Origin of the sequence: Prosthecodimorpha hirschii, assembly GCF_001305515.1 — a bacterium.
Taxonomy (GTDB): Bacteria; Pseudomonadota; Alphaproteobacteria; order Rhizobiales; family Ancalomicrobiaceae; genus Prosthecodimorpha; species Prosthecodimorpha hirschii.
The window spans coordinates 1697660-1724537 of sequence record NZ_LJYW01000001.1 but is presented as its reverse complement, the minus strand read 5'-3'; the positions used below and the strand labels follow the sequence as shown (position 1 = coordinate 1724537).

21 protein-coding genes are annotated in these 26878 nt (G+C 69.0%); 8 read left to right on the top strand and 13 right to left on the bottom strand.

Annotation, left to right across the window (positions count from 1 at the left end; genetic code table 11):
• Nucleotides 1-1645, top strand: a 1645-nt coding sequence (locus ABB55_RS07470) for a glycosyltransferase family 2 protein (RefSeq protein WP_160321186.1), incomplete at its 5' end; no start/stop codon positions are given.
• Between the two features lie 12 nt (nt 1646-1657).
• On the opposite strand, the gene ABB55_RS07465 is transcribed toward ABB55_RS07470, so the two are convergent.
• Complete coding sequence (locus ABB55_RS07465) at nt 1658-1921, bottom strand: hypothetical protein (protein ID WP_054358248.1); 264 nt, start codon at nt 1919-1921, stop codon at nt 1658-1660.
• Between the two features lie 113 nt (nt 1922-2034).
• On the opposite strand from ABB55_RS07465, the gene ABB55_RS07460 reads away from it, so the two are divergent.
• The 3 genes from ABB55_RS07460 to ABB55_RS07450 all read left to right on the top strand — a co-directional run bounded on the left by ABB55_RS07460 (nt 2035) and on the right by ABB55_RS07450 (nt 5192).
• Nucleotides 2035-3060 (top strand): asparaginase, encoded by a 1026-nt coding sequence (locus ABB55_RS07460; RefSeq protein ID WP_054358247.1) that lies wholly within the window; start codon nt 2035-2037, stop codon nt 3058-3060.
• 380 nt (nt 3061-3440) lie between these two features.
• A complete protein-coding gene (locus ABB55_RS07455; RefSeq protein ID WP_244471991.1) occupies nt 3441-4673 on the top strand; it encodes a PQQ-dependent sugar dehydrogenase in 1233 nt (410 codons plus the stop codon).
• Nucleotides 4674-4844: 171 nt separating this feature from the next.
• A complete protein-coding gene (locus tag ABB55_RS07450; RefSeq protein WP_244471990.1) occupies nt 4845-5192 on the top strand; it encodes a c-type cytochrome in 348 nt (115 codons plus the stop codon).
• Between the two features lie 114 nt (nt 5193-5306).
• Here ABB55_RS07450 and ABB55_RS07445 read toward each other — a convergent pair whose 3' ends face one another.
• The 3 genes from ABB55_RS07445 to ABB55_RS07435 all read right to left on the bottom strand — a co-directional run bounded on the left by ABB55_RS07445 (nt 5307) and on the right by ABB55_RS07435 (nt 8433).
• Nucleotides 5307-6668: a TIGR03808 family TAT-translocated repetitive protein gene (locus ABB55_RS07445; RefSeq protein ID WP_054358245.1), complete on the bottom strand. Its 1362-nt coding sequence runs from the start codon at nt 6666-6668 to the stop codon at nt 5307-5309.
• Between the two features lie 104 nt (nt 6669-6772).
• Entirely contained in the window at nt 6773-7777 is a 1005-nt protein-coding gene (gene meaB, locus ABB55_RS07440) for a methylmalonyl Co-A mutase-associated GTPase MeaB (RefSeq protein WP_054361897.1), read from the bottom strand.
• Between the two features lie 56 nt (nt 7778-7833).
• Complete coding sequence (locus ABB55_RS07435; protein ID WP_152981960.1) at nt 7834-8433, bottom strand: DUF1131 family protein; 600 nt, start codon at nt 8431-8433, stop codon at nt 7834-7836.
• 506 nt (nt 8434-8939) lie between these two features.
• Between ABB55_RS07435 and ABB55_RS07430 the strand changes: the two genes are divergently transcribed.
• Nucleotides 8940-10889 carry a potassium transporter Kup gene (locus ABB55_RS07430; RefSeq protein WP_083463433.1) on the top strand — a complete coding sequence of 650 codons (1950 nt, stop codon included), beginning with the start codon at nt 8940-8942 and terminating at the stop codon, nt 10887-10889.
• Between the two features lie 12 nt (nt 10890-10901).
• Here ABB55_RS07430 and ABB55_RS07425 read toward each other — a convergent pair whose 3' ends face one another.
• From ABB55_RS07425 to ABB55_RS07400, 6 genes are all read right to left on the bottom strand, one after another.
• On the bottom strand, nt 10902-11996 hold the full coding sequence (locus tag ABB55_RS07425; protein ID WP_083463432.1) for a serine hydrolase domain-containing protein: 1095 nt from the start codon (nt 11994-11996) through the stop codon (nt 10902-10904).
• Between the two features lie 104 nt (nt 11997-12100).
• Complete coding sequence (locus ABB55_RS07420) at nt 12101-13036, bottom strand: DUF2167 domain-containing protein (protein WP_054358243.1); 936 nt, start codon at nt 13034-13036, stop codon at nt 12101-12103.
• A 301-nt stretch (nt 13037-13337) separates the two neighbouring features.
• On the bottom strand, nt 13338-15500 hold the full coding sequence (gene scpA / locus ABB55_RS07415) for a methylmalonyl-CoA mutase (RefSeq protein WP_054358242.1): 2163 nt from the start codon (nt 15498-15500) through the stop codon (nt 13338-13340).
• A gap of 113 nt (nt 15501-15613) precedes the next feature.
• The gene (locus tag ABB55_RS07410; protein ID WP_054358241.1) at nt 15614-17455 is read right to left on the bottom strand and encodes a methylmalonyl-CoA mutase family protein; all 1842 of its coding nucleotides are present in this window, start codon (nt 17453-17455) and stop codon (nt 15614-15616) included.
• Nucleotides 17456-17866: 411 nt separating this feature from the next.
• Nucleotides 17867-18277: a DUF4332 domain-containing protein gene (locus ABB55_RS07405; RefSeq protein WP_054358240.1), complete on the bottom strand. Its 411-nt coding sequence runs from the start codon at nt 18275-18277 to the stop codon at nt 17867-17869.
• A gap of 60 nt (nt 18278-18337) precedes the next feature.
• The gene (locus ABB55_RS07400) at nt 18338-18790 is read right to left on the bottom strand and encodes a DUF2780 domain-containing protein (RefSeq protein ID WP_160321185.1); all 453 of its coding nucleotides are present in this window, start codon (nt 18788-18790) and stop codon (nt 18338-18340) included.
• Nucleotides 18791-18957: 167 nt separating this feature from the next.
• On the opposite strand from ABB55_RS07400, the gene ABB55_RS07395 reads away from it, so the two are divergent.
• Complete coding sequence (locus ABB55_RS07395) at nt 18958-20511, top strand: helicase HerA-like C-terminal domain-containing protein (RefSeq protein WP_054358238.1); 1554 nt, start codon at nt 18958-18960, stop codon at nt 20509-20511.
• Between the two features lie 192 nt (nt 20512-20703).
• On the opposite strand, the gene ABB55_RS07390 is transcribed toward ABB55_RS07395, so the two are convergent.
• On the bottom strand, nt 20704-22464 hold the full coding sequence (locus tag ABB55_RS07390) for a hypothetical protein (protein ID WP_054358237.1): 1761 nt from the start codon (nt 22462-22464) through the stop codon (nt 20704-20706).
• A gap of 305 nt (nt 22465-22769) precedes the next feature.
• Here ABB55_RS07390 and ABB55_RS07385 point away from each other — a divergent pair, with 305 nt between their 5' ends.
• Nucleotides 22770-24158 carry a M20/M25/M40 family metallo-hydrolase gene (locus ABB55_RS07385; protein WP_054358236.1) on the top strand — a complete coding sequence of 463 codons (1389 nt, stop codon included), beginning with the start codon at nt 22770-22772 and terminating at the stop codon, nt 24156-24158.
• A gap of 25 nt (nt 24159-24183) precedes the next feature.
• Here ABB55_RS07385 and ABB55_RS07380 read toward each other — a convergent pair whose 3' ends face one another.
• Nucleotides 24184-25215 carry a CorA family divalent cation transporter gene (locus ABB55_RS07380; protein ID WP_054358235.1) on the bottom strand — a complete coding sequence of 344 codons (1032 nt, stop codon included), beginning with the start codon at nt 25213-25215 and terminating at the stop codon, nt 24184-24186.
• 229 nt (nt 25216-25444) lie between these two features.
• Here ABB55_RS07380 and ABB55_RS29605 point away from each other — a divergent pair, with 229 nt between their 5' ends.
• Entirely contained in the window at nt 25445-25933 is a 489-nt protein-coding gene (locus tag ABB55_RS29605; protein ID WP_160321184.1) for a YadA C-terminal domain-containing protein, read from the top strand.
• A 123-nt stretch (nt 25934-26056) separates the two neighbouring features.
• On the opposite strand, the gene ABB55_RS07370 is transcribed toward ABB55_RS29605, so the two are convergent.
• Nucleotides 26057-26719 (bottom strand): haloacid dehalogenase type II, encoded by a 663-nt coding sequence (locus ABB55_RS07370; RefSeq protein WP_054358233.1) that lies wholly within the window; start codon nt 26717-26719, stop codon nt 26057-26059.
• Nucleotides 26720-26878: the final 159 nt, after the last annotated feature.

Here is a 26878-nt window from a genome sequence, read left to right as displayed (position 1 = left end):
GCCCGGGCGGGTGGCGGCGGACCGCTACGCGCGCTGGGCCGGGCTCGACGAGCGCCGCGCGGCGCGCCGCCTCGCGCTGGCGCTGGCGGCCGGGCTTAAGCCGCGCATCGCGGTCGTCTCGCTGCCGCCGGGTCCGGGCGAGGCACCGGCCGATGCGGCCGATCTGATCGGGCGGCTGGCCGGCCAGCCCTTTCCGAACTGGCGCCTCCTGGTCCCCGACCCGCCGCCGGATGCCGATCGCCGCGTCGAGCGGCTCGGCGCGACGACGGCGATCGAAGCGCTCCGCGCCGGCGCCGCCACCGAGGCCGAGATCGTGCTGGCCCTGGCCCCCGATGCCCGGCTCGCCCCGCATGCGCTGGCGGTCCTGGCCGTCGGCTTCGCCGGCCCGACCCAGCCGGCGCTGGTCTATGCCGACGACGACGATGTCGACGAGGTCGGCCACCGCCTGAACGGCCGGTTCCGGCCGGGCTGGTCGGAGGCCCATTTCGAGGCGCGCGACTATCTCGGCCCGCTCGTCGCCTTCCGCCGTTCGGCGCTGACGGCGGAGCGGCTCGATCGCGCCGCAGGGGCGCCGGCTCCGTTCACCCGATTGGTGCTCGACATGGCCGATGCCGGCCTCGCCTTCCGCCGGCTCGCCGAAATGCCGGTGCATCGGCCGCTGCCGGCCGACGGAGCCGCCCCTCCCGAGCGCGAGCCGGTCGCCGCCCGACTGGCGACGCTGCAGGCGTGGGCGGCCGCGCGCGGCGCCTCGACGGTCTATGAGCCCGCCGCCGACGGCCGCTCGGTCCGCGCCCGGCATCCGATCCCGCAGCCGGCACCGCTGGTCTCGATCCTGATTCCGACCCGGGACCGGCTCGACCTGATCAAGGTCGCGGTCGATTCGCTCGTCGCCAAGACGCGCTATCCGGCCTACGAGATCATCATCATCGACAATGGTTCGATCGAGCCGGACACGCTCGCCTGGTTCGCCGGGCTGACCGATCCGCGCATCCGCGTGCTGCGCGATCCCCGGCCGTTCAACTATTCGGCGCTCAACAATGTCGCCGTCCGGCAGGCGAATGGCGAGATTCTGGTTCTCCTCAACAACGATACCGAGGTCATCCAGCCGGACTGGCTCGACGAGATGGTCGGCTGGGCGGTCCAGCCGCGCGTCGGGGCGGTCGGCGCCAAGCTGCATTTCCCCAATCGCACCATCCAGCATGGCGGCGTGGTCCTGCTGTCGCGTCACGGCATCGCCGGCCACCTGCATCTCGGCGACCCGTCCGACGCGCCCGGCGACATGGACCGGCTGCTGCTGCCGCAGGACCTGATGGCGGTGACGGGGGCCTGCCTCGCGCTGCGTCGGTCGGTCTATGACGAGGTCGAAGGGCTCGACGAGGCCAATCTGGCGGTGGCCTTCAACGATGTCGATCTGTGCCTGAAGATCGGCCGGGCCGGCTACCGCATCATCTGGACGCCTCATGCGGAGCTGATCCACCACGAATCGGTCTCGCGCGGCGACGACATGAGCCCGGCCAAGCGCGCCCGCTTCCTGCGCGAGGTCGACTACATGGCCAAGAGCTGGGGAGCGGTGCTGGACGACGATCCGTTCTACTCGCCGCATTTCGAGCGCCATAACGGAAACTTCCGTCTGGCGGTCGACTGAGGCGGGCCGGTCTCAGCCGGCCTCGGGATGCTCGGAGAGGAAATGGCGCAGGGCCATGAACAGGCTGGCGGCATGGTCGCGGTCGCCGCGGTCGAGCGCCGCACGCAGATCCTCGACAATCATGTTACGGATGCGGTCGGCGCCGTGGGGAGCATGCAACAGATAGCTGCCGAGCGCTGCCGCCGCGACGTCGGGCATGTGCTCGTGTTCGGCGATCGCATCGACCTCGTCGGCTTCGAGACCGCACAAGCCCAGAATGTCGTCCTTGGATATCATGGCAGCCTCCGTCCTGCCGCGATGCTGCGCCAAGGCAGGCGCCGACGCCTTGATTCCGCGCAAACCGGTCCAACGGGACCCGGGTCCGACGGGACCCTGAAGGGAAAAGCGATATGCCGGTCGTTCCGATTCTCGTCGAAGTCCTGCGCGGATCCCTGGTCGAGAGCGCGCACCGCGCCTCGGTGGTCGTGTCGGACGCGGAAGGGCGGGTCCGGCTCGGCCTCGGCGACACCGCGCGGGCGGTCTTTCCGCGCTCGGCGGTGAAGATCGTCCAGGCCCTGCCGCTGGTCGAATCCGGCGCGGCCGACGCCTACGGGTTTGGCGCGCAGGAACTGGCGCTGGCCGCCGCCTCGCACAACGGCGAGGACTGGCATGTCGCCACCGCGGCCGCCATGCTGGCGCGAGCCCACCGGTCCGAGGCCGATCTGGAATGCGGCGCCCATTGGCCGGCCCGCCAGGAGGATTGCGGCCGCCTGCATGTCGCCGGGCTGAAGCCGGGCGCGCTGCACAACAACTGCTCCGGCAAGCATGCCGGCTTCGTCTGCTATGCCTGCCATGCCGGGATCGACCCGAAGGGCTATACGGCGGTCGACCATCCGGTTCAGCAGGCCGCCAAGGCCGCGCTGGAGGATGTCTTCGGCACGGTGCTCGGGGTGGAGTCCTGCGGCATCGACGGCTGCTCGATCCCGACCTGGGCCATCCCGCTCGACCGGCTGGCGACCGGGATGGCCCGGCTCGCGACCGGGCAGGGGCTGGCGCCGGGCCGGGCCGCGGCTGCGCGGCGCATCATGGAGGCCTCGATCGCCGAGCCGTTCATGGTCGCCGGCACGAAGCGCTTCTGCACCGATTTCATGACTGCGCTCGGCGGCGTCGCCTATGCGAAGACCGGCGCGGAGGGCGTCTTCTGCGCCGCCATACCGTCGCTCGGCCTCGGCATCGCCGTCAAATGCGACGACGGCGCCAGCCGGGCCGCCGAAGTGGTGGTGGCGACCGTGATCGCGGCACTGCTCGGCCGCTCCGACGCGCCCGAACTGGAGCGCTTCCTGAGGCCGGTCCTGACCAACTGGAACCGCATGACCGTCGGCGGCCTGCGCCCGAGCGCCGAGCTGGTCGAGGCGGCGGCCACCTTGGCGCCCTGACGGCAGACCCGTTCCGAGGACTGAAGCCCGATCCGCAGCCTGCCCGCCGTGCCGAGGCCGGACGCTATCGTCCGCATCGGCGGCGCATGCCTGCGGCCGGGAGGCCTGAAGCCTGTGATTGTGCCGGCGCGCCACGGGGTTGGCCCCGGCCTGCCGCCTCCATAAAGTAGTATTTAGATACTACAGAGTATATCTTGTGCGATGCAATATTGATTGTGGTTGAACCGGATGCCGGTTCTGTTCAATCATCACGACAATGCCCAACAAGGCAGGTTAGCCGCCACTTTAATAAAAAGGCGGTCGTGGGAGAAACACGCGGTCGAAAGACCATGGAGGACAGGATGCGTCACGTACTGCTCGCAGCGACGACCGCAGGGGCCATGTTGGCTGCCGCAACGACCGGCGTCCAGGCTCAAAGCAACGCCGGCAATCTCGAAAAGCTCGGACAGTTCAAGTCGACCGGGGCCATGGCGGACATCCCGCTGATCCCGCAGACCGGGCCCAAGGCCGATGCGATCAAGAAGAATCTGGCCAAGATCAAGTTGCCGGCCGGCTTCAAGATCAACCTCTACGCGCTGGTTCCCGATGCCCGCCATATGGCGGTCGGCCCGCAGGGCGTCGTGACCTTCGTCGGCACGCGCAAGAACAAGGTCTATGCGGTCACCGATCGTGCCAAGTCGGGTACCGCCGAAGAGGTCAAGCCGTTCGCGCCGACCATCGATCTGACGCTGCCCAACGGCGTCTGCTTCTCCAAGGACGGGTTCCTCTACATCGCCGAGCAGAACCGCGTGATGGTCTATCCGGCGGCCGAGTTCTTCTACGAGAGCCCGGACGTGGTCGCGATCCCGATCGTGGCTCAGGGCGACCTGATCCCGAAGGATGAGGAGAGCTACAACCACACCGCCCGCGTCTGCCGCGTCGGGCCGGACGACAAGCTCTACATCACGCTCGGCCAGCCCTTCAACGTGCCGGCGCCCGAGAAGGCCGAGCTCTACAAGAAGTGGGGCATCGGCGGCATCGTGCGCATGGACCGCGACGGCAAGAACCGCGAGGTCTTCGCGCTCGGCATCCGCAATTCGGTCGGCATGGACATCAACCCGAAGGACAAGACGGTCTGGTTCACCGACAACCAGGTCGACGGCATGGGCGACAAGATCCCGCCGGGCGAACTGAACCGCGCGCCGCAGCCGGGCCTGCATTTCGGCTTCCCGTGGTATGGCGGCGGCAAGGTCCGCGTCACCGAATTCGGCTACGACAAGGAAACCCCGCCGGCCAACGTGGTCTTCCCGCAGGTCGAGATGGACGCGCACGCGGCCGATCTCGGCATGACCTTCTATTCGGGCACCAAGTTCCCGAAGAAGTATCAGGGTGGCATCTTCTCGGCGCAGCACGGATCCTGGAACCGGACCGATCCGGTCGGCGCCCGCGTGATGTTCACCTCGCTCAAGGAAGACGGCACCGCGGACAAGACAGAGGTCTTCGCCGAGGGCTGGCTGACCGCCGACGGCGAGTATATCGGCCGCCCGGTCGACGTGGCGCAGCTGCGCGACGGCTCGATCCTGGTCTCCGACGACTTCGCCGGCGCCATCTACCGGATCAGCTACGAGCGCTGACCCACGCGGCCGTCCCGGTCTCGGAACGGCACCTCGGGCATGATGCGTCCGGACGGGACGCGTCATGCCCGCATTCTCCTTCCGACGCGCCGCCGATGTCCGGTTCCTGCGGGATGGCCGGGATCGGCGGCGCGGCCGATCTCTCTCGCGTATCGACAAGGGGCCGATCCGTTGATCACTTCGAAGACACTGGCCGTCTCGCTGACCGCCCTCGCTGTTGCCTGGATCGGTACGACCGCCTCGCAAGCCGCCGGGGACGCGGCTGCCGGACGGAAGAAGGCGGCGCAATCCTGCGCGGCCTGCCACGGCATCGACGGGCTCGCCAAGCTGCCCAACGCGGCCAATCTGGCCGGCGAATCCGTCTACTATCTCGACCGCCAGCTGAAGGCCTTCCGCTCCGGCGACCGCAAGGACGAGAACATGTCGGTGGTCGCCAAGGCGCTGTCGGACGCCGACATCGCCGATCTCGTCGCCTGGTATTCCTCCATCGAGGTCACCGTGACATTGCCGAAGAAGTAGTGATCGATCGAACCGTGGTCCTGCCGAAGACGTACCGGCTGTTCGAGCCGTGACCCTGCCGAATAAAAACCGACCCATCGAACCGTGCCGCTGCCCAAGACGAAGCGACCGGCATCACCCCGTCACCCGATTGCCGGTGATCGTCAATCCGCGCCAGGCCTCGGCGCCGCCGGTGGCGAGGTCGCCGGTCGCGGGCGTCGCCTGGCGGAAGCCGACGATGGCGCCGCGGCGGGCGTTGCGGATCAGGTTCTGGGCGATGACGACCGGCCCGGCGCCGTCGACGACCGAGACGGCGATGCCGTAGTCGGTGTCGCGGATCACGTTGGCGCTGGCGACGATGTCGCGCAGATAGGCGCCGAAGCCGAGCCACAGCCCGGCCAGCGGGGCACCCTCGACGACATTGCCGGTGATGGCGGCATCGGCCTCCACGGCGATGCCGATGCCGAAGCCCGGCGGATCGGTGCGGTAGGGGCCGGCCGGCTTGAGGTTGCGGACGATGTTGCCGGTGACGCTGGCGAGGCGGCCGCCCTGGTTGAAATTGGTCACCGAGATGCCGTTGGCGGCGCCGTCGACGAGGTTGCCGGAGATGACCGCGCCCTGGAAGGCGAATTCGGCATAGATCGCGGTCTCGCCGGAGCGCAGGCACTGGTTCGACAGGATCTGCACGTCCGAGGCGCTGTTGGCGCGGATCGCCGAGAAGGCGCAGTCGACGACCGTATTCTCCGCGACGATCACGTTGCCGGCCCGGTAGAGATTGATGCCGTTGCCGTTCTGGCCGGTGCCGCCGGACTCGGCCCGGATGCGGAAGATGCGGTTGCCGCGCAGTTGTGCGCCGTCCTCGCCGATCCGGCTGCGCCAGACCAGGATGCCGCCGTCGCCGCAATCGCTGACCACGCTGCCGGTCACGGTCAGATAGTCGCAATCGAGCGCGAACAGCCCGATCCGGCCGGCGCCCTCGATGCGGCAGGCTTCGATCCGGCCGCCGACATCGGTCAGCCGCACACCGAGGCCGGGTGCGCGCGCGAAGGTGCAGTCGCGGATATGCAGCCCGCGCACCGTTTCGGCCGCGAACAGGGCCTGGTCTCCAGCGCCCTTGCCGTTGCCGGTCTTGCCGCCCGGCCCCTCGAACCATAAGTCGCGCAGCCGGATGCCGTCGACCCGGCTGGCGCTGAGCGGCGGTTCCGAGCCGGCCGCGCGGATGACGGTCGCCCCCGGCGCGCCGCGCAGCGTCGTACCGGCCGGCAGCCGCAGGCTTTCGATCGTGTAGACGCCGGCCTCCAGATCGACCGGCCGGCCGGTCTTCGCGGCCTCGGCGAGCGCCCTCTCGAAGGCCTCCGTGACCGGCTCGGCCCCGCGCGGGCCGAGGCCGCCGCCGGGGCGAAGCCCTTTCTGGGCGAAGGCCCGTGCCGGCAGGCCGACGAGGCCCCCGGTGAGGGCCGCCACGGCGGTGGCGATCAGGCTGCGGCGTGTCGGCATGGCCAGGGCTCCTCGCAGGCGAGTGTGCGGCAATCGCCGTCGCCGGTAAACCGGAGCGGAGCGCGGCGGGCGCCTGCGGCGATGCGGCCGGTCGTTGCGGCCGGTCAGAGCCCCATCAGGCCGGCGATCTCCTCGACCGCCAGGGCGGCCGAGACGGTGCCGCCGCGCACGCCGGATTCGAGGTCGGGCAGACGGGCGCGCACGGCCGGATTGCGGTCGAGCGCCTGCATCAGCCGGTCCTCCAGCATCGACCACATCCACTTGACCTGCTGGCTGCGGCGCCGCTCGGCGAATTCCCCGGTCGCCGAAAGCCGCTCGCGGTGCCGTTCGACCTCGGCCCACATCGCGTCGAGCCCCTCGTTGGCGAGGCCGGAGACCAGAACGACGGGCGGCGTCCAGTTCGGGCTCTTCGGCGCCAGGATATGCAGCGCATGACGGTATTCCGCAGCCGCGGCCCGGGCCCGGACGGCATTGTCGCCGTCGGATTTGTTGACCGCGATCAGATCCGCGATCTCCAGGACGCCCTTCTTGATGCCCTGCAGTTCGTCGCCCGCGCCGGGCAGCATCAGGACGAGGAAGAAGTCGACCATGTCGGCGACGGTCGTCTCCGACTGGCCGACGCCGACCGTCTCGACCAGGATCACGTCGAAGCCGGCCGCCTCGCAGAGCAGCATGGTCTCGCGCGTCTTGGCGGCGACGCCGCCGAGCGTGCCGGAGGAAGGCGAGGGCCGGATGAAGGCATTCGCGTCGACCGCCAGGCGCGCCATGCGGGTCTTGTCGCCGAGGATCGAGCCGCCGGTGCGGGTCGAGGATGGGTCGACGGCCAGCACCGCGACGCGGTGGCCGGCGGCGGTCAGGTTGGAGCCGAGCGTGTCGATGGTGGTCGACTTGCCGACGCCCGGCACCCCGGTGATGCCGACCCGGTGCGCCCGGCCGGTATGCGGCAGCAGCGCCTGCACGAGGCGGTGCGCCTTTGCCTGGTGCTCGGCCTTGCGCGATTCCACCAGCGTGATGGCGCGCGCCAGCACCGCCCGGTCTCCTGCGAGAATGCGGGCGGCAAGGTCGTCGACCGACAGGTCGCGGGAGGCGGGGGCCGAAGCAATGGACATGGTGGGCATCAAGCCTATCGATGCGGCGCGATCAAGCGCAATGGCGCCGCAGCGTCTCACCCCGCCGGGGCCGTCCAGATGATTCGCTGCAGTTCGCCGGTGTCGAGCACCGCGCGCGCCGGCAGCTTGACGGAGGTTGCCGCCTCGCCCTTGAACGAGAAGGTCAGCACCACGTTGGGCGCGCCGCGCGACGTGCAGATCGCCATGCCGAGCCAAAGATTGGTGCCCGGCCGGCAGGATGCCGGATCGACGCCGGCCTCCCGGAAGGTCATGCCCGGCCGTTCGCCGGCCGGCCCGATCACATGGTGGGTGACACCATGGATCTGTCCGATTCGGCCGTTCGGCGCCGACAGGATGTGCAGGACCTGGATCTGGCCTTCGTAGATCTTGCGGAACAGGACGGTGGCGTTGGTGGTGCCGGTTTCCAGCCCGATCAGCACGGAGCCGGTCGTGTAGCCCGGCATCAGGCCCTCGATCGTCTTGGCGTCATAGGCCGTGGCACCCGTCAACGGGCCGGCCCCGTCGGCGGTGATGCGCAGGAAGGTCTCGGTGATTTCCGGCTGCTTGTCGAGACCGTCCATCTGCGTCTCGCAAGCGGCGAGCATGAGCGGGCCTGCGACGGCCAGCGCTGCAGCGCCGATACGGCGTACCGTCATGTCCGTGCCATCCCTCCTGTCCGTCCCGACCCGAGCCCTACACCGGAAGCGACCGTGAGGGAAGTTCGTCGGTGCGGGAGATTGGGCAGGCGCGTCCGCCGGCCCCGACGGCGGGGGAAAACGCTCGCCTGCGGTCAGGTCCGCGCGAACCGGCCGAAGCCGGGCCGGCGCCCGACCACTTCGGTCGGCACCCGACCTCTTCGGTCGGCACCCGACCACTTCGGTCGGCACCCGACCTCTTCGGTCGGCACCCGACCTCTTCGGTCGGCACCCGACCTCTTCGGTCGGCACCCGACCTCTTCGGTCGGCACCCGACCTCTCGGGTCGGCAACCGACCTCTCGGGTCGGCAACCGACCTCTCGGGTCGGCACCCGACCTCTTCGGTCGGCGCCCGACCCGCTGGGCGGCGGATGCCGACGGGATCCCTTGTCGGCGGGCCGGACCCGTCATAGGGTCCTGCCGTCGCACCTGACGCAACGACGATCCTGGGATGCCTGGACCAGCCGATGACCGGAACCGAGCCTTCGGAACTCGACCAGACCGTCCGCAAGGACCAAGACACCGCCGCCACGACTGCGCCGCCAGCCGAACCCGCCGAAGAGCATCACGGCGGGCTGCTTGCGCTGTCGCTCGGGTCGATCGGCGTCGTCTACGGCGATATCGGCACCAGCCCGCTCTATGCGCTGCGCGAATCGCTGGTGCATTCGGCGAAGGACGGGCTGACCCGGTCCGAGGTGCTGGGAGTCGTCTCCCTGCTGCTCTGGGCGCTGGTCATCATCGTGACCATCAAATACGTCATCCTGCTGATGCGGGCGGACAACAAGGGCGAAGGCGGCATCCTGTCGTTGCTGGCCCTCGCGCAAGGCGCCGTCGGACGCCAGTCCGTGCTGCTGATGGTGCTCGCCGCGCTCGGCGCGTCGCTGTTCTACGGCGATTCCATCATCACGCCGGCGATTTCGGTGCTCTCGGCGGTCGAGGGCCTGAAGCTCGTCACGCCGGTCTTCGAGCCCTATGTGGTGCCGATCACGGTCGTCATCCTGGTCGGCCTGTTCGCCATCCAGCCGCGCGGAACCGGGGCGGTCGCGGTCTTTTTCGGCCCGATCACGGCGGTCTGGTTCCTGGCCATGGCGGCGTCCGGCCTGTCGCACATCTCCGACGATCCCGGCATCTTCCTGGCCTTCAATCCGGTCTATGCGATCGAATTCCTGCTGCATGAAGGCGTGATCGGCTTCGTCGTGCTCGGGTCGGTCTTCCTGGCCGTCACCGGGGCTGAGGCGCTCTATGCCGACATGGGCCATTTCGGCCGCAAGCCGATCCAGCTGGCCTGGATCAGCCTGGTGTTCCCGTCGCTGGCGCTGAACTATCTCGGCCAGGGCGCGCTGGTGCTCGCCCATCCGGAGGCGATCGAGAATCCCTTCTTCCTGCTGGTGCCGAGCTGGGCCCTGCTGCCCTATGTGCTGCTCGCCACCGTCGCCACGGTGATCGCCAGCCAGGCGGTCATCTCCGGCGCCTTCTCGGTCACCCGCCAGGCGGTGCTGCTCGGGCTGCTGCCGCGCTTCGAGGTGCGGCACACCTCGGAGACCCAGCGCGGACAGATCTACATGCCGCGGGTCAACTGGATGCAGCTGGCCGGCGTCCTGGTCCTGGTCCTGATGTTCCGGTCGTCCTCGGCGCTGGCCTCGGCCTACGGCATCGCGGTCACCGGCGACATGGTGATCACCAGCTGTCTCGCCTTCATCGTGCTGTGGCGGGTCTGGGGCTGGGGGCTGCCGGCGGCGGCCCTGGTGGTGGCGCCGTTCCTGGCCGTGGAACTCACCTTCCTGGCCGCCAATCTCCTGAAACTCTTCGATGGCGCCTGGCTGCCGCTGTGCCTGTCGGCCTTCCTGGTCACCTCCATGTGGACCTGGGTGCGCGGCACGCAGATCGTGTTCGACAAGTCCCGGCGCGACAGCGTGCCGCTTGCCACCGTGATGCGCTCGCTGGAGAAGTCGAAGCCGTTCCGGCCGCCGGGTACGGCCGTGTTCCTGACCTCCGACCCGGATACCGCGCCGCCGGCCCTGCTGCACAACCTGAAGCACAATCGCGTCCTGCACGGCAAGAACGTGATCCTGACGGTCAGGACGGCGACCACGCCGAAGGTCGCCGAGGAGAACCGGATCGCGCTGGAGCCGGTCAACGAGGACTTCACGCGGCTGTTCGTGAACTACGGCTACATGGAAGAGCCGAACATTCCGAAGGCGCTCGGCCAGTGCCGCAAGCTCGGGCTGAAGTTCGACATCATGTCGACGACCTTCTTCGTCGCCCGCCGCACCTTCCGCGTCTCGGCCAATTCCGGCATGCCGCTGTGGCAGGACCGGCTGTTCATCGCCATGTCGAAGGACGCCGCCAACGCGACCGACTTCTACTCGATCCCGACCGGCCGCGTCGTCGAACTCGGCCAGCAGATCACCGTGTAGCCTCCAATCAGGCTAGTTGCGCCCGACGGTATCGTCCCCGACCAGGCAGGCCAGCACGATCTCCGACCAGAGGCGGGCGGGATGGGCCCATCGATCGGGCCGGTCGTAGTTGCCGAAGAACAGCACGAGCGCCAGTCCGGCGTCGGCAAGCAGCATGAGCCGCTGGCCGCCATTGCCGAAGCCGGCCGACCAGGGGCGGACCGGGGTGTCGGCCTCGCCGGTTCGACCCTCGCCGAGCCACCACTGGTAGCCGTAGTGCAGCCCGTCGCCGGTCGCCAGATGGGGCTGGACCATGGCCGCCAGCCAGGCTGCCGGGACGATCGGACGGCCGGCATGGCGGCCGCCATCGAGGACCAGTTGGCCGATCCGGGCCAGATCGCGCGCGGTCAGCCGCAGGCCCGAGGCGGCCGACGGCCGGCCGTCGCGACCGCGATGCCATTCGAAGCCTTCGATGCCGAGCGGGGCGAACAGGGCCTGCCGCGCGAAGGTGTCGAGGTCCTCGCCGCTGCCCGCTTCGATCAGCGCGCCCAGAACGGCCGACGTCCCGCCGTTATAGACCCAGCGTTGCCCCGGGGCGGCGATCATCGGCCGGTCGAGCACGTAGCGGATCCGGTCCGGCGCCGCCTCCATGGCGATCTCGCTGTTGGCCGGGTCGGTATAGGGGATGGATTCGTTCCAGTCCGTGCCGAGCGTCATGGTCAGCGCATGGCCGACCGTGATGGCGGCGCGCGCCGGATCGGCCGAGAGATCGGCATACCGGGGCAGGGCGGCCAGCAGCGGCGCTTCCGGCGGCGGCACCAGGCCGCGTTCGAGGGCTATTCCGTAAAGCAGGGCGACGATGCTCTTCGTCACCGAGCGCAGATCGTGCAGCGTGTCGGGGCCATGGCGCACGCGGCCGAGCGGCCGGCCCCAGGCCGCATCCTGGCCCGCGTCGTAGCGTTCGGCGACGATCCGGCCGTGGCGGGTCAGGACCAGCCCGTGCAAGCCGCGGATCAGCCCGGCTCGGATGCCGTGATCGATCCGGTCCATGAGGTCGGGCGCGAAGCCGGCTTCTCGGAGCCTGGCCGCGCCATCTTCGCAGGCTGCGCCTTCGCCGCCGATCGTCATGCCGCATTCCCTCCGCTGCGCGCCGCGCCGACGCCAATCCGCCCAGCCTGACCGGCCTTGATGGCAGACCGATGATGATTGCGATCCGGCTCCGGAGGCAGGCCTCAGCTGCCCGCCGGCGGGTCCTGCGGCTTGCGGCGGAACCGGCCGAAGAGCCATTTCAGGGCGGCGACACCGCCGACCGCCAGCAGGATCCAGCCCTTCTTCAGGAAGGCGAGGGCGACGGCCAGAAAGCCGAGTTTCGCCGCGACCTGCGCGGCCGCGGCACCACCGATCAGGCCGGCGAGCCCGTAGGCCGCCTCCGTGTCGCCGGGCACCCAGTCCGCGTAGCGCTTGCCCTCGTCGAAGGCGATCATCTTCATGACATCCGGGATCGCGGCCTTGATCGCCGGAAGGTCGTCCATCCCGGCGATGAAGTTCATCTGCAGCACGCCTTCGCGTCCGAGCGCACGGACCGCATAGTTGAGCGTGTGCTTCTCGTTGCTGCCGAATTGCAGTTCCCGGGCCCAATGCAGCTTGCGTTCCGCCCGATCGTAGAAGGGCGGAGAAGCCCAGCCGACCAGGGCGATCGATTCGTAGCCGGCCTTCTTGCGCCGCTCGCTTTCCTCTGCCGTATCCGACTTCATGCTGGCCAGGAGCTGGTCGTAGTCGATCGCCGCGGCGTCGGCGTCGTCGACCCGCCCGCTGGCGTCGAAGGTGACCACGGCCCCCCAGCTTTCGGCATCGAGCGGCGTGACCTTCGCCGGCAGGAGCATGCCGAGCTTGCCTTTCGAGCCGGCCGGCGTGTTGCCCCAGGCGTCGGCCAGCACCTTTTCGGTATCGGCCGAATCCAGAAAGTAGAAGTCCTTCGGAACGGTCAGTGAGGCCCCCGCCCCCGGCAGGGCGATCTTGCCGCGCTTGTAGTCGAGCTTTTCGAGGAAGGTCTGCGCGGTCGCGCTCTGCAGCGGCTGCCGGTCCGGAAAGACCGACTTGTAGGGCTCGGCCAGAGCCGGCGCGGCCAGGGCCATGACGGCGGCGAGGGTGAGGGCCGGGTAATGCATGCTGAAATCCTCTGCGCGGACAGAAACCTTCGCGCAGAAGTTAGGATGCCGTCAGCCGGACGTGCAACTGCAGACGGTCGCAAACGATTTGATCGACGCATTGTGCGGCATTCCTGCACCGCATCGGCGGCCCCTGCCGCGCGAAACGCCCGGTTCCGCGAGAGCGTTCGGCGCCGCCCGGACGGTCGCCAAAGCCCGGCGTCGTCGGCGTCGGGCGGTCTTTCCGGAGCGGTCGCCGCGGGCTGGTCGCCGCGGGGAGGGCGCCCCGGTTCGATCGCCCTGCCCGATCGCCCCGCGCCGTCTACTCCGCGGCCTGGAGCGCCTGGTAGCCGAGGCGGGCGTTGAGTTCGTGGATCAGCTTCTGCGCGGCCTCCGCCACCACGGTGCCGGGCGGGAAGATCGCGCTGGCGCCGGCGGCGAGCAGGGCGTCGTAGTCCTGCGGCGGGATGACGCCGCCGACCACGATCATGATGTCGCCGCGCCCGCGCGCCTCCAGCGCCGCCTTCAGCGCCGGCACCAGCGTCAGATGGCCAGCCGCTAGAGAGGAGACGCCGACGATGTGCACGTCGTTCTCGACCGCCTGGCGGGCGGCCTCGTCGGGGGTGGCGAAGAGCGGACCGATATCCACGTCGAAGCCGAGATCGGCGAAGGCCGAGGCGATCACCTTCTGGCCGCGGTCGTGGCCGTCCTGGCCCATCTTGGCGACCAGAATGCGCGGCCGCCGGCCGTCATTCTCCTCGAAGGCCTCGACGAGACGCAGGATCCGGTCGACAGCGTCGCCCATTTTGGCCACCTCCCGCTTGTAGACGCCCTGGATGGAGCGGATTTCCGCCTTGTGGCGCCCGAACACCGCCTCCATGGCGAGGCTGATCTCGCCGACGGTCGCCTTGGCGCGCGCGGTCTTGATGGACAGGTCGAGCAGGTTGCCGCCCTCCGCCGCCGCCCGGGTCAGTTCGGCCAGCGCGGCCTGGGTCTCGGCCTCGTTGCGCTCGGCCTTGAGCCGTTCGAGCTTCTCGATCTGGGTCGCGCGCACGGCCGAATTGTCGACCTTGAGCACGTCGATCGCCTGCTCGGTCTCGGGCTTGAACTTGTTGACGCCGACCACCGTCTGGGCGCCGGAATCGATGCGCGCCTGCGTCTTGGCGGCGGCCTCCTCGATGCGCAGCTTCGGGATGCCGGCCTCGATCGCCTTGGCCATGCCGCCGAGCGCCTCGACCTCCTCGATATGCGTCATCGCCCGGGCGGCCAGTTCCGCGGTCAGCCGCTCGACATAGAAGGAGCCGCCCCAGGGATCGATCGTCGCCGTGGTGCCGCTCTCCTGCTGCAGCAGGATCTGCGTGTTGCGCGCGATCCGGGCCGAGAAGTCGGTCGGCAGGGCGAGCGCCTCGTCGAGCGCGTTGGTGTGCAGCGACTGGGTATGGCCCTGGGTCGCCGCCATCGCCTCGACGCAGGTGCGCACGACGTTGTTGTAGACATCCTGCGCGGTCAGCGACCAGCCCGAGGTCTGCGAATGGGTCCGGAGCGACAGCGAGCGGTCGTCCTTGGGATCGAAATGCTGCCGGACCAGCTTCGCCCACAAAAGGCGCGCCGCGCGCAGCTTGGCGACCTCCATGAAGAAGTTCATGCCGATCGCCCAGAAGAAGCTCAGGCGCGGCGCGAAGCTGTCGACCGGCATGCCGGCGGCGATGCCGGCGCGGATATATTCGATGCCGTCGGCGAGCGTGTAGGCGAGTTCCAGGTCGGCGGTCGCCCCGGCCTCCTGCATGTGGTAGCCGGAGATCGAGATCGAGTTGAACTTCGGCATGTGCTTCGCCGTATAGGCGAAGATGTCCGAGATGATCCGCATCGAGGGCGACGGCGGATAGATGTAGGTGTTGCGGACCATGAACTCCTTGAGAATGTCGTTCTGGATGGTCCCGCTCAGCTTGGACTGATCGACGCCCTGTTCCTCCGCCGCGACGATGAACAGCGCCAGCACCGGCAGCACCGCGCCGTTCATGGTCATCGACACGCTCATCTGGTCGAGCGGGATGCCGGAGAACAGCGTGCGCATGTCGTAGATGGAATCGATCGCCACGCCGGCCATGCCGACATCGCCGGTGACGCGCGGATGGTCGGAATCATAGCCGCGATGGGTCGCGAGATCGAAGGCGACCGACAGGCCCTTCTGACCCGCGGCGAGGTTGCGCCGGTAGAAGGCGTTGGAATCCTCGGCGGTGGAGAAGCCGGCATATTGCCGGATCGTCCAGGGCTGGTTGACATACATGGTCGGGTAGGGGCCGCGCAGGAAGGGCGGCAGGCCCGGCCAGGTGTCCAGGAAATCGAGCCCCGCCAGATCGGCGGCCGTGTAGGCGGGAGCGACCGCGATGTCCTCCGGGGTCGTCCAGGCCGCGCCCTTCGGCAGCGCGCCGGTGACGGTGTCGCGCTTGAACGCGACCTTGGTGAAATCCGGGATGCGGCTCATCGGGCCATCCTCGCTGTCGTCCGCCCGCGGCCGCAGCCGGGGCGCGGCGGGTCGAGCCCGCCGATCGGTCCATAGTAGCATCCGGCGCGGCACCCCGCGACCGGTCGAAAGGATCAGGCCGCGACGCCGGCGCGCGCCAGCAGGCCCTTGAGCGTCGCCGCCACGTCGATGCCGACATGGACGAAGAGATCGATGCCGGCGGTGCGCCAGCGCATTTCGGTCTCGCCGTCGGCCGGCTTGCCGGCTAGGATCACCAGGGTCGCACCGGCCGCCTTGAGGGCACCGGCGATGCGCTCGGCGGCCTCGGCATAGAGCGCATCCGAGGAGCACAGGCACGCGAGCCCGGTGCCCGAAGCCCGGAACGCCTCGACCAGAGCCGCCTCGTCGGCGAAGCCGTCATTGCCCAGAGCCGCGATGCCGCCGGCCTCGAACAGGTTCTTCGCCCAGGTGGCGCGGGCGTTGAAGTCCGGGATGCGGCCGATATTGGCCAGGAAGACGGTCGGCGCGGCCGTGGCGGCGGCGCTGCGCAACTGCTCGAAGGCGGCGCCGAGCCGGCGCGCCGGCATGGCGACGGCGGTCTCGGCCGGGTCGAATTCGGCCGGCTCGGCGGCCGGACGGTCGAGCACCGCGACCGGGCGTTCGGAAATGTCCGGGAACTCGCTGACCCCGGTCAGCGGCAGCTTGCGCCGGGCGATCGCCTTCTCGCGCTCGGTTGCGACCGCGGCGACGCGCTCTTGCCACTGGCCCTTGCGGATCAGCGCCAGGATGCCGCCCTCGGCCTCGATCTGCTGGAACAGGATCCAGGCCCGCTCGGCCAGTTCGTTGGTCTCGGTCTCGACCAGACCCGATCCGGCGGCCGGATCGGCGACGCGCCAGAGATTGGATTCCTCCAGCAGGATCGTCTGCGTGTTGCGGGCGAGCCGGCGGGCGAAATCGTCCGGCAGGCCGACCGCGGCCGTGAAGGGCAGCACGGCGACGGAATCCGCGCCGCCGAGCCCGGCCGCAAAGGCCGCGATCGTGGTGCGCAGGAGATTGGTCTGCGAGCCGATGCGGCTCATCATGCGCCAGGCCGTTTCGGCATGGATGCGGGCCGGGACGCCGCCGACGCCGGCCGCCTCGAGCGCATTGGCCCAGAGCCGGCGCAGGGCGCGCAGCTTGGCGATGGTCCGGAACTGATCCTGGTCGGCCACGATGGTGAAGCCGATCAGGCGGGCGGCCCGGTCGGCCTCGAGGCCGGCCTCGACCAGGCCGCGCCAGTAGGCGACCGCGGTCGACATCAGGCCGGCCAGTTCCTGCAGGTCGTTGGCGCCCGCCGCATGGGCGATCCGGCCGTCGGCCTCCAGCAGCGTGCCGTTGCGGGCCTTCGAGGCGTCGCCGGCGGCAGCGCGGATGGTCGCCTCCACGGTTTCCGAAAGCCGGCCGCAAGCGGCGAGCCGGCCGATCGGGTCGACGAGGCGGTCGATCGACAAGGCCGCCGGGGCGATCCCACGCCGCTCGGCCGCAGCCTCGATCGCCGCGACCGTCTCGGCCGTGCCGGCGCCGGCATCCACGCGCAGGCGGATCAGGTCGAGCAGCACGCCCTCGAACAGGCGATCGAAATCGCCCTCCGACCGGGCGCCGAGCCCATGCGGCCTTGCGCCGGTGCCATCGGCGAAGACCAGTTCCAGGCCGCCGGCGCCGCCTTCCAGATCGGCCAGAATGATCCGGTTGGCTTCGGCCGGATCGGGAATCTCGATGCGCTGGATCACCGTCCAGGGCTGGCCGGCATGGCCTCCGACCGTGACCCGGCCGTTGCGATCGCCGCGATAGAGCGGCTCCAGCGGAATGCCTTCCGGACTCATCCGCCGCAAACGCTCGAAAGGGGAGCCCTTCAGCGCCTTGGCGACCGCCGCGCGCCACTGCTCTTCCGTGACCGGCGGGAAATTTTCGAGCAGCGTTGCAGGTTGAACGGTCACGGCCAGGCTCCGAATGATCGTCGCTCCGAAGGGTCGTCGGGCGACGGGGCTTTGGTAGTCCTCGCGAAAATTTCCTGTCAATCGGACATTCAGCCCACCGAGCCCCATCGCCACAGGCGATCGTGCCAGCGGACCGTCCCGGCGCGTCGCGCCAGCGCCCGGCCAAGGATAGCGCAATCCGGGCGCGGCGGACGGCCGATCCACGATCGGCGGCCTATTGGTAGGGCTTCGCCCGGCAGGGCAAAACTGAACGATGGTCGCAGTGCGGGTCCGCCGGCCGGCCCGCAGCCGCCGTGAATGCCGGGATGCCGATCGTCCGATCCGGTCGGCGTCCTGGCGCCAGACACAAAGGCGCCGGCCGATGGCTCGACCGGCGCCCCCGAACGGCGAAGGATGGCGCTTCGCGCCCGATCAGTAGGTCATCATGGGCGGCAGACCCTTGGCCTGCTCGACCCAGTCGGCGACCGACTTGGCGGCCGGCACCTGGCGCACCAGCTTCTTGGCTTCGTTCACCTCGACCATCTTGTTGTAGAGGTTCTCGGCGTTGCGGGTGCGCAGTTCCTTGACGGTGTCGACGCCGGCGGCCTCGAGCAGTTCGGAATACTCTTCCGCGACGCCCTTGATCCGCATCAGGTCGCACATGTTCGCCCATTTCAGGACGCGGCTTTCCTCGATGCCGGTCTCGGCGGCGACCGCCTTGCGGCCGCGCGGATCCTTGGCGCGCTCCAGGAGGGTCGTGGTGTCCTTGATGCCTGCGGCCTTCAGCTTCTCCGCATAGGCGGGGCCGACGCCTTCGATGCTCGCGATCGGGTAGTTCGACATGTCGAAGTCCTCCCTCACAGAAGCGCCGGCCGGTCCGGATGCCGGCGGCGCGGAATTCAGTCAGCCGGCGAAGCGCGCCAGACCGGGAATCGACCCGAGCACTTCGTCGACCAGAGTATCGCCGGCCTGCTCGCGCGAAAACTGGATCACCTCGCGGGTCACCTTCTGGACCTGATCCATGTCCAACCCGGCCTCGCTCAGCATCGTGAAGGCCGCCATGATCCCGCCCATGCCGCCGTCAAGCAGGCCGCCCAGCATGCCGGTGATGGACCCCATCAGCCCGCCGGGCTTCGGCGGCGCCTCGCCTTCGGCCATCAGCTCCCCGGCACCGGGGATCGAGGCGACGATGCGGTCGATCAGTTCCGGCGGCGCTTCGCTCTTCAGGAAATGCAGGATGATCGCGACGGCCCGCGATGCAGTCTCCTCGTCGATGCCGACTTTGTTTTGGATACGCCCGACGAGTTCCTCGACCAAACGCGACTCCCTAGACTTAGCCTTCGCCGTATGTGACACGGCCTCTTCGGATAACTCAAGGCGGTACGACGGGGCCGGGCTTCTGTCCAGTGGGCCGGTCGACCTTCCGCAATCCGAGCCGGTTCCATCAAGGGCAGGTGTCCCCTATAACCGGCGCAGGCGTGCGTGCGGGCGGGCATCCGTCGCCGCCACCATGGGAGTGCCGCATGCAGGTCGATGGCAAGATCTACCTTGGTCAGAGCGTCAAGGCCGAATATCTCGAACTGAAGCTCTCCAACCGGCACGGTCTGGTCACCGGCGCGACTGGCACCGGTAAGACGGTCTCGCTTCAGGTCATGGCCGAGGGCTTCTCGGCGGCGGGCGTGCCGGTCTTCGCGGCCGACATCAAGGGCGATCTCTCCGGCGTCGCGGCGGCCGGCGAGGAGAAGGACTGGGTCGTCAAGCGCTGCCAGGCGATCGGCCTCGACGACTGGGAGCCGACCAAATTCCCGGTCGTGTTCTGGGACCTGTTCGGCCAGCAGGGCCACCCGATCCGGGCGACCGTCACCGAGATGGGGCCGCTGCTGCTCGCCCGGCTGATGGGGCTCAACGACACCCAGGAGGGCGTGCTCAACATCGCCTTCAAGCTCGCCGACGACGAGGGCCTGTTGATCCTCGACCTGAAGGACCTGCGCGCGCTGCTGTCGCATGTCGCCGAGCGGGCCGGCGAATTGACGACCGACTACGGCAACGTCACCAAGGCGACCATCGGCACCATCCAGCGCCAGCTCCTGGTGCTCGAACAGCAGGGCGGCGAGGCCTTCTTCGGCGAGCCCGCGCTCGCCATCGCCGACCTGATGCTGAAGGCGCCGGACGGTCGCGGCACGATCAACGTGCTCGCCGCCGACAAGCTGATGGCCAATCCGCGCCTCTACGCCACCTTCCTGCTCTGGCTGCTGTCCGAGCTGTTCGAGGAACTGCCCGAGGTCGGCGATCTCGACAAGCCGAAGCTGGTCTTCTTCTTCGATGAGGCGCATCTCCTGTTCGACGAGGCGCCGGCGGTACTGATCGACAAGGTCGAGCAGGTCGTCCGTCTGATTCGCTCCAAGGGCGTCGGCGTCTATTTCGTCACCCAGAACCCGCTCGACGTGCCCGACAAGGTCTCCGCCCAGCTCGGCAACCGCATCCAGCATGCGCTGCGCGCCTTCACGCCGCGCGAGCAGAAGGCCGTGCGTGCGGCCGCCGAGACCTTCCGCCAGAACCCGGCCTTCAAGACCGAGACGGCGATCACCGAACTCGGCGTCGGCGAGGCCCTGGTCTCGGTCCTGGAGAACAAGGGCACGCCGACCATGGTTCAGAAGACGCTGATCCGGCCGCCCTCGGCCAAGGTCGGGCCGATCTCGCCGGCGGAGCGGGCGACGGTGGTCAATACCGGGCCGCTGGCCGGCAAGTACGAGGACGTGATCGACCGCGAATCGGCCTACGAGAAGCTGCGCGGCCATGTCGCCGCCAACGTCCCGGCCGGGGCGCCGGCCGGCGAGGCGAGCAGCGGCTCCTCGGGCGGCATCCTCGGCGGCATCCTGGACGGCATCTTCAATACCGGCGGCTCGGCACCCGCGCCGGGCGATCGCGGCACCGCCCGCGGCAGCCGCAAGAGCACCGACAGCCTCGCCGAGGCGGTCGCCAAGTCGGCCGCCCGCACGGCCGCCTCCACGGTCACCCGTCAGGTCACCCAGGCGATCGTGCGCGGCGTGCTCGGCTCTCTGTTCAAGGGTCGCTGAGGGAGGCTTCCGCACCCCCGATCAAGGGGGCGCGGCGCGCGGGCCGGCGCGGATGCCCCGACTGTCGGCCGTCAAGCCGTGCCGGCGGTCCGAAACCGCCGGCACCCCGGCATTGCCGGCGCCCTGCGCCGTCGGCGGTTCTGTCCCGCCGGCGGTGCGCCATGGTGAACGGGCCGTCGTCGGCTGTCCGGGTCACCGCGCCTGGAGGTCGTGCAGTTCCCAGCCGCCCTTCGGCGCGCCCTCGGTCGTCTTGAGGTTCATCGGATTGGCCGTCCCGACATAGAGATGCTTGGCGGTGACGATCATGGTCCGGATGCCGTAGTTCAGGATATTGCCGAGCCCGTCCGTGCTCTCGGCCTTGGCGGGGTTCAGCGCATTGTCGAAGCGCCAGAGATCGGCGCCGAAGTTCGGTTGCCGGCTTCCGAGCAGGGCGACGAGACGGGTCCAATCGAAGCCGGTCGGCAGGGTGATGTTCAGCGCCTCGGCGATCGGCGCGAGGCTTTCGGAGGCGACGTAGCTCCAGTCGAAGGTGCCGAAGTAGAGCTTGCCGTCGAACACCGCGCTCGCCCACGTATAGGTGTTGAACGGATTGCCGAAGCCCGCCTGGCCGTAGGCCGGCCGCAGCTTGGCCGGATTGGCGACGGTCTTCCACATCGCATTGGCGCAGTCCCAGACCGGCAGCTGTTCCGATCCGTAGAGCAGTTCGGTCTTGGTCTTGGCCGGGTTGGCATTGCCGTCGCTGCGGAAGACCGGGATGGCGCGGGTCGTGTTGACGAGCGCCAGCGCCATGTTCTGCTGGTCCTGCGGCGCGCTCGGACAGGCCTGGAAATGGGCCGCGACGCCGGTGAACGGAACCTGCATCATGCCCCAGTAGATCTTGTTCTGGTAGGCCGAGATCGCCCCGCCGACGACGGTGGCCGCCGTCACCGGATCGGGTTCGTAGCGCGACACATCCCAGATCTTGACCCATTGGTTCAGGTTGGCGGCCGTCAGCGGCGCATTCTTGCCGGCCTGCGGGCTGACCCAGACGCCGGATGCCACCCGCCCCGGCGAGTTGAGGCCGCCCCAGGTGGTGACGTAGAGGCGGGAGTTGAGCGAGGTCAGATAGGCGACATCGGAATCGGTGGCACCGACCTCCTCGAAGTTGAACACCTCCTGGCCGATCACGCCGAGCCAGCGCAGGACCCGGCCGGTGCCGTCGGCGCGCACGCGCACGCCGGTATAGAGGCCGCCGTTGAAGGTGGTCCATTGCCGGATGTTGTTGTAGGCGGCCAGCTTGGTGCTGCCCAGGAAGGTCATCGAGGCGTCGTTGCGGAACGCGAACAGGTAGACGCCGCTATTGTCGACCGCCGGGCCGCCGAAGAAAACGACATCGCCGAGCGCGCCGGCCGAGCGGATGCCGAGCGTCAGGTTCAGCGCCGGCGCCTTGGACGACAGGTCGGTCAACGCCTTGGCCTTGGTGTCGTAGACATAGAGCTTCGGCGGCCGCCAGTCGGTATGCGCGGGCGTGGCCGTGCGCGCGGCGCCTTCGCAGACATAGGACGGCGTTTCGATCGTATCGGTAATGCCCAGATAGCTCTGCAGCACCAGGCAGACGACGTTGGCGGCCGTGCCGAACCACAGGCGCGAGCCCGGATCCTTGTTGTTCTTCTTGCGCTCCTCGTCGGTGCCGGCGGCCGGTATGGCGGTCGCGGCGAGCCCCCAGACATAGGCCTGGTTGACCTTGCGCACAGAACCGGACGGGCAGGTCGGATTGGCGGACAGCGGCACGTTGCGCGCATCGCCGACGCCGTAATAGCACTCGTCGGACGGCGCCTTGGCCAACAGCCTGTCGCTCAGGGCCTTGCCGTCGGCCTGCGCTGCGGCGCTGCCGACCGCGCCGAAGGCTGCGAAGGCCGTTGCCAGTGCGACGCAAAGCCAGCGGCGCGGGCGGATGGTTGCCGGTCTTGTCATGGTTTTCCCCTTCGGTCTTGCTTGCGCACCGCACGAGCGAGGCCGCGGCACGGACTGTCCGGCACCGTCGTTTGGCTCGTCGGAGCGATGTGCGATCGGCAATGAGACCTCGGGTCTCATGCCTTTATAAGCATAAATTAATATAACAATTGCGAATATTGAGGTTGTATCCATTCGTAAAAGAACGGGTAGGCACCACCATGGCGCGATGTGCAGGACCGGGTGGGGACCGGCGCGGAGCGGTGGCCAACCGGTCCGGGTCCCGGTATCGTGCGGCCGCCCCTTGCACCTGTCGCGAGTTCACGATGACCATCGAAACCGTACTGACCCGCATCGACGCCGACCTCGACGCTTCCCTCGCCCGCCTGTTCGATCTGGTCCGCATCCCGTCCATCTCGACCGATCCGGCCTATGCGGCCGATGTCCGGCGCGGGGCGGAGTGGTGCCGGGCGGCCCTGGCGGAGATCGGTTTCGAGGCCTCGGTGCGCGACACGCCCGGCCACCCGATGGTGGTCGCGCATTGGCGCGGCCCGGTCAGCAGCGAAAGCCCGCATGTCCTCTTCTACGGCCACTACGACGTCCAGCCGGTCGACCCGCTCTCGCTCTGGGAGACGCCGCCCTTCGAGCCGCGCCTCGCCGAGGCGGCCGGAGGCCGCAAGATCGTGGTCGGCCGCGGAGCCGCCGACGACAAGGGACAGCTTCTGACCTTCGTCGAGGCGGCGCGCGCCTATGTGGCCGAGACCGGGGCGCTGCCCTGCCGGGTCACGGTCCTGTTCGAGGGCGAGGAGGAATCCGGCTCGCCGTCGCTCGCCGCCTTCCTGGATGCCAACAAGGCCGAGCTGTCGCACGACCTCGCGCTGGTCTGCGACACCAACATGTGGGACCCGGCGACGCCGGCCATCACGGCGACGCTGCGCGGGCTGGTCGGCGAGGAGGTGACCATCACCACGGCCGATCGCGACCTGCATTCCGGCCTGTTCGGCGGCCCGGCGCAGAATCCGATCCGCGTCCTGACGCATCTGCTCGCCGGGCTCCATGACGACCAGACCCGCGTGACCCTGCCGGGCTTCTACGACGGCGTCGCCGATGTGCCGCCTGCGCTGCGCACCCAGTGGGAAGGCCTCGGCATGACGCCGGAGAGCTTCCTCGGCCCCTACGGCCTGTCGACCGCCGCCGGCGAGACGGGCCGATCGGTGCTCGAACAGGTCTGGGCGCGGCCGACCTGCGAATTCAACGGGATCGTCGGCGGCTATACGGGCGAGGGCTTCAAGACGGTGCTGCCCGCGCAGGCCACCGCCAAGGTCTCGTTCCGGCTGGTCGTCGGCCAGGATCCGGCCAAGGTGCGCGCGGCCTTCCGCGACTACATCTCCGCCAACCTGCCGGCCGACGCCAAGGCCAGCTTCCGCGCCCATGGCGGCAGCCCGGGCCTGGCGCTGCCCTTCGACAGCCCGGCCCTGATCAAGGCCCGCGACGCGCTGACCCGGGAATGGGGCAAGCCGGCGGTGATCATCGGCGGCGGCGGCTCGATCCCGGTGGTCGGCGACTTCAAGAACCGGCTCGGCATGGAAAGCCTGATGATCGGCTTCGGTCTCGACGACGACCGCATCCATTCACCGAACGAGAAATACGACCTCACGTCCTTCCACCACGGCATCCGCTCCTGGGCGCGCGTGCTCGACGCGCTCGCCGCATAGGCGCTGCCCGCAACCGGGCTCGGCCTCATTTCATGAGGCCGAGCCAGCGCAGATAGAGATAGACGGCAGCGCTGCCGAGGCCGCCGCACAGGAAGGCGAGCCAGAAGCCGCTCGGCGAGCTTTCAAACGGCAGGCCGTGGGTGTTCATGCCGAACAGGCCGGTGACCAGGGTCGCCGGCAGGAACAGCGCCGTCATGCCCGACAGCGCGCTCAGCTGGCGGTTGGTCTCGGCGGCCGCCTTGGCGGCGACTTCTTCCTGCAGGATGCGCGCCCGCTCCTGGATCGCCTCGATCTCGCGTCCGACCGTGTCGAGCCGCAGCGCCACCCGCTCGACCATGGCGGCGACCGCTTCGGGAACCTGGTCTTCGCCGGCATTGTCGACGAAGGCGGAGAAATGCAGCCGGAGCGCGCCGAGCTGGCGGTTCAGCTTGAGCGCCGTCCGGCGGATCGGGCCGAGGCGGACATCCTCGGCGGCGACCGTCTCGTCGACCACGCGGTCCTCGATCTTCTCGATCTGGCCGGACAGCTCGCGCGCGACCGCGCCGACCTGGGCCGCAAAATTCTCGAAGATGCTCTCCAGCACGCCGAGGCCGCCGCCTTCGAAGCTGCGGCCGGACAGGAGCGCACCGCGCACCTCCTCGACCGCGTGCAGCGCATGCCTGCGGCAGGTGACCAGCAGCGGGCCGCTCAGGACGAAGCGCAGCCGCGCCAGATCCTGGGTGCCGTGATCGAACTCGCGGCGGAAGTCGGCGAAGACCCCGACCAGCGCGCCGTCCTCGGCGACTAGACTCAGATGATCGTCATCCTCGAGCAGCAGCGTGCGCGCGCCCTCGGGCAGAGGGGAACGCTCGGCGATCCAGTCGCGCCCGCGCAGGTCGGCCAGGTTGAAATGCAGCCAGACGGACGCCTCCGGATCGGACAGGACGGCCTCCAGCGGCCGGCCGCCGAGCGGCGTCGCCCGACCCTCCGCGTCGAACACCCAGGCCCAGATCAACCCTGGCCAGCCGGCCTGCGAGACGGAAGCGGAGGCTGATGGATCGGGTCGGGGTTGCAGCATCCTGGAGCTCTTGGTTCGGGGATTTGAGCGAGTTGTGCGCCAGTCCTTGCGAAGCTGCAATGACGGAGCTTCCGTTGTGTCACTGCGAACACGGGGCATCTGGAATAACAACATATACAATAGAAATGACTTGATGGACCAAATCATAAGATAAATCTTATAACCCGATGCGTATCGAATGCTTGATTTTGCAATCAACGCTCTTCGGCCGCAAATAACGGGGGGTACGATGAAGAAGTACATCGCAATTGTTGCATTCATTCTCGGGGCTGCCGGCCATGGCGCGCCCGCCCATGCGGTCGTGGAGTATGTCAAAGTCTGCGATACTTATGGGGCGGGCTATTACTATGTGCCGGGTACATCGATGTGCCTCAATCCCCTGACGGGGGAAACGCGCCTGACGACCATCGACGGCGTGGTCCAGGGGCGGTCGGAACTGGCCAAGATGGTCGACCGGGCCAATAACCGCGCCAATCTGGCCATGCAGGGCACGGCGCTCGCCATGGCGCTGCCGAACCCGTTCGTGCAGCCCGGCCACACCTTCGCCATCGCGGGCAATTTCGCCACCTTCGAACAGACCGGGGCCCTGGGCTTCGGGGCTGCCTACAAGATGAACGAGAACCTGACCCTGACGGCCGGCGGCTCCTTCAGCACCGGAACGGTGGCCGGTTCCGGCCACGGCGTGGCCGCGCGCGCCGGCTTCAACCTGTCCTGGTGACAGGCGGCTCCCCGGCGCAGTCCGGGGAGCCCATCGCGCGGCGATTCGGGCTCCGAAACGCCGCGTGTTCCGGGCTCCGGCGGGTCAGCCGGTGCCCGCGATCAGGGTCTTGGCTTTGGCGGCTCAGGCCAGCGTCAGCAGGCCGCTCAGATCCGGCAGCACGGCGGCCGGCTGCATGTCCTGGTATTCCTCCGGCAGCTTGTTGCGATTGATCCAGACCGTGCGGAAGCCGAAGGCGGTGGCGCCGGCGGCATCCCAGCGGTTCGACGACTGGAACGAGACCGCCTCCGGGAACAGCCGGTAGCGCGTCGTGATCAGGTCGTAGACGCGCAGGTCGGGCTTGTAGATCTTGATCTCGTCGACCGAGACGACATCGTCGAACAAGTCGCCGATGCCGGCCGAGGTGCAGGCGGCGGCGAGCATCTTGGGCGAGCCGTTCGACAGGATGGCGAGGCGCGCGCCGCGCAGCTTCAACTGGCGCAGCAGTTCCGGCACCTCCGGATAGGCGTCGCAGGTCCAGTAGGCGTCGAGCAGGGACGCGCGCATCTGCCGGTTGGCGCTGGGCACCCGGTCGAGCGCATAGTCCAGCGCCTCTTCGGTCAGCGACCAGAAGTCCCGGTAGCGGCCCATCATGGTCAGCATCCAGGAATATTCGAGCTGTTTCGCCCGCCATACCTCCGACAGGAACTGCGCCTCGGGGCCGACCGACGCGGCATGCCGGCGTACTGCGGCGTGCACGTCGAACAGGGTTCCGTAGGCGTCGAACACATAGGTCGAGAGGGTCATCGGGGTCCTCGGATCTCCGGAAGGGCGGCGCGGCCGTGTCGGAGGGACACGAGCGGGCGCGGAGGCGGCGCATTAATGACGCGAACCGGCGCCGAAGGAAACCCATACCGGCGGGGCAGCCCGTCGCGATTTCCTCTTTTCGCCGCGCGCCGAGTGGGA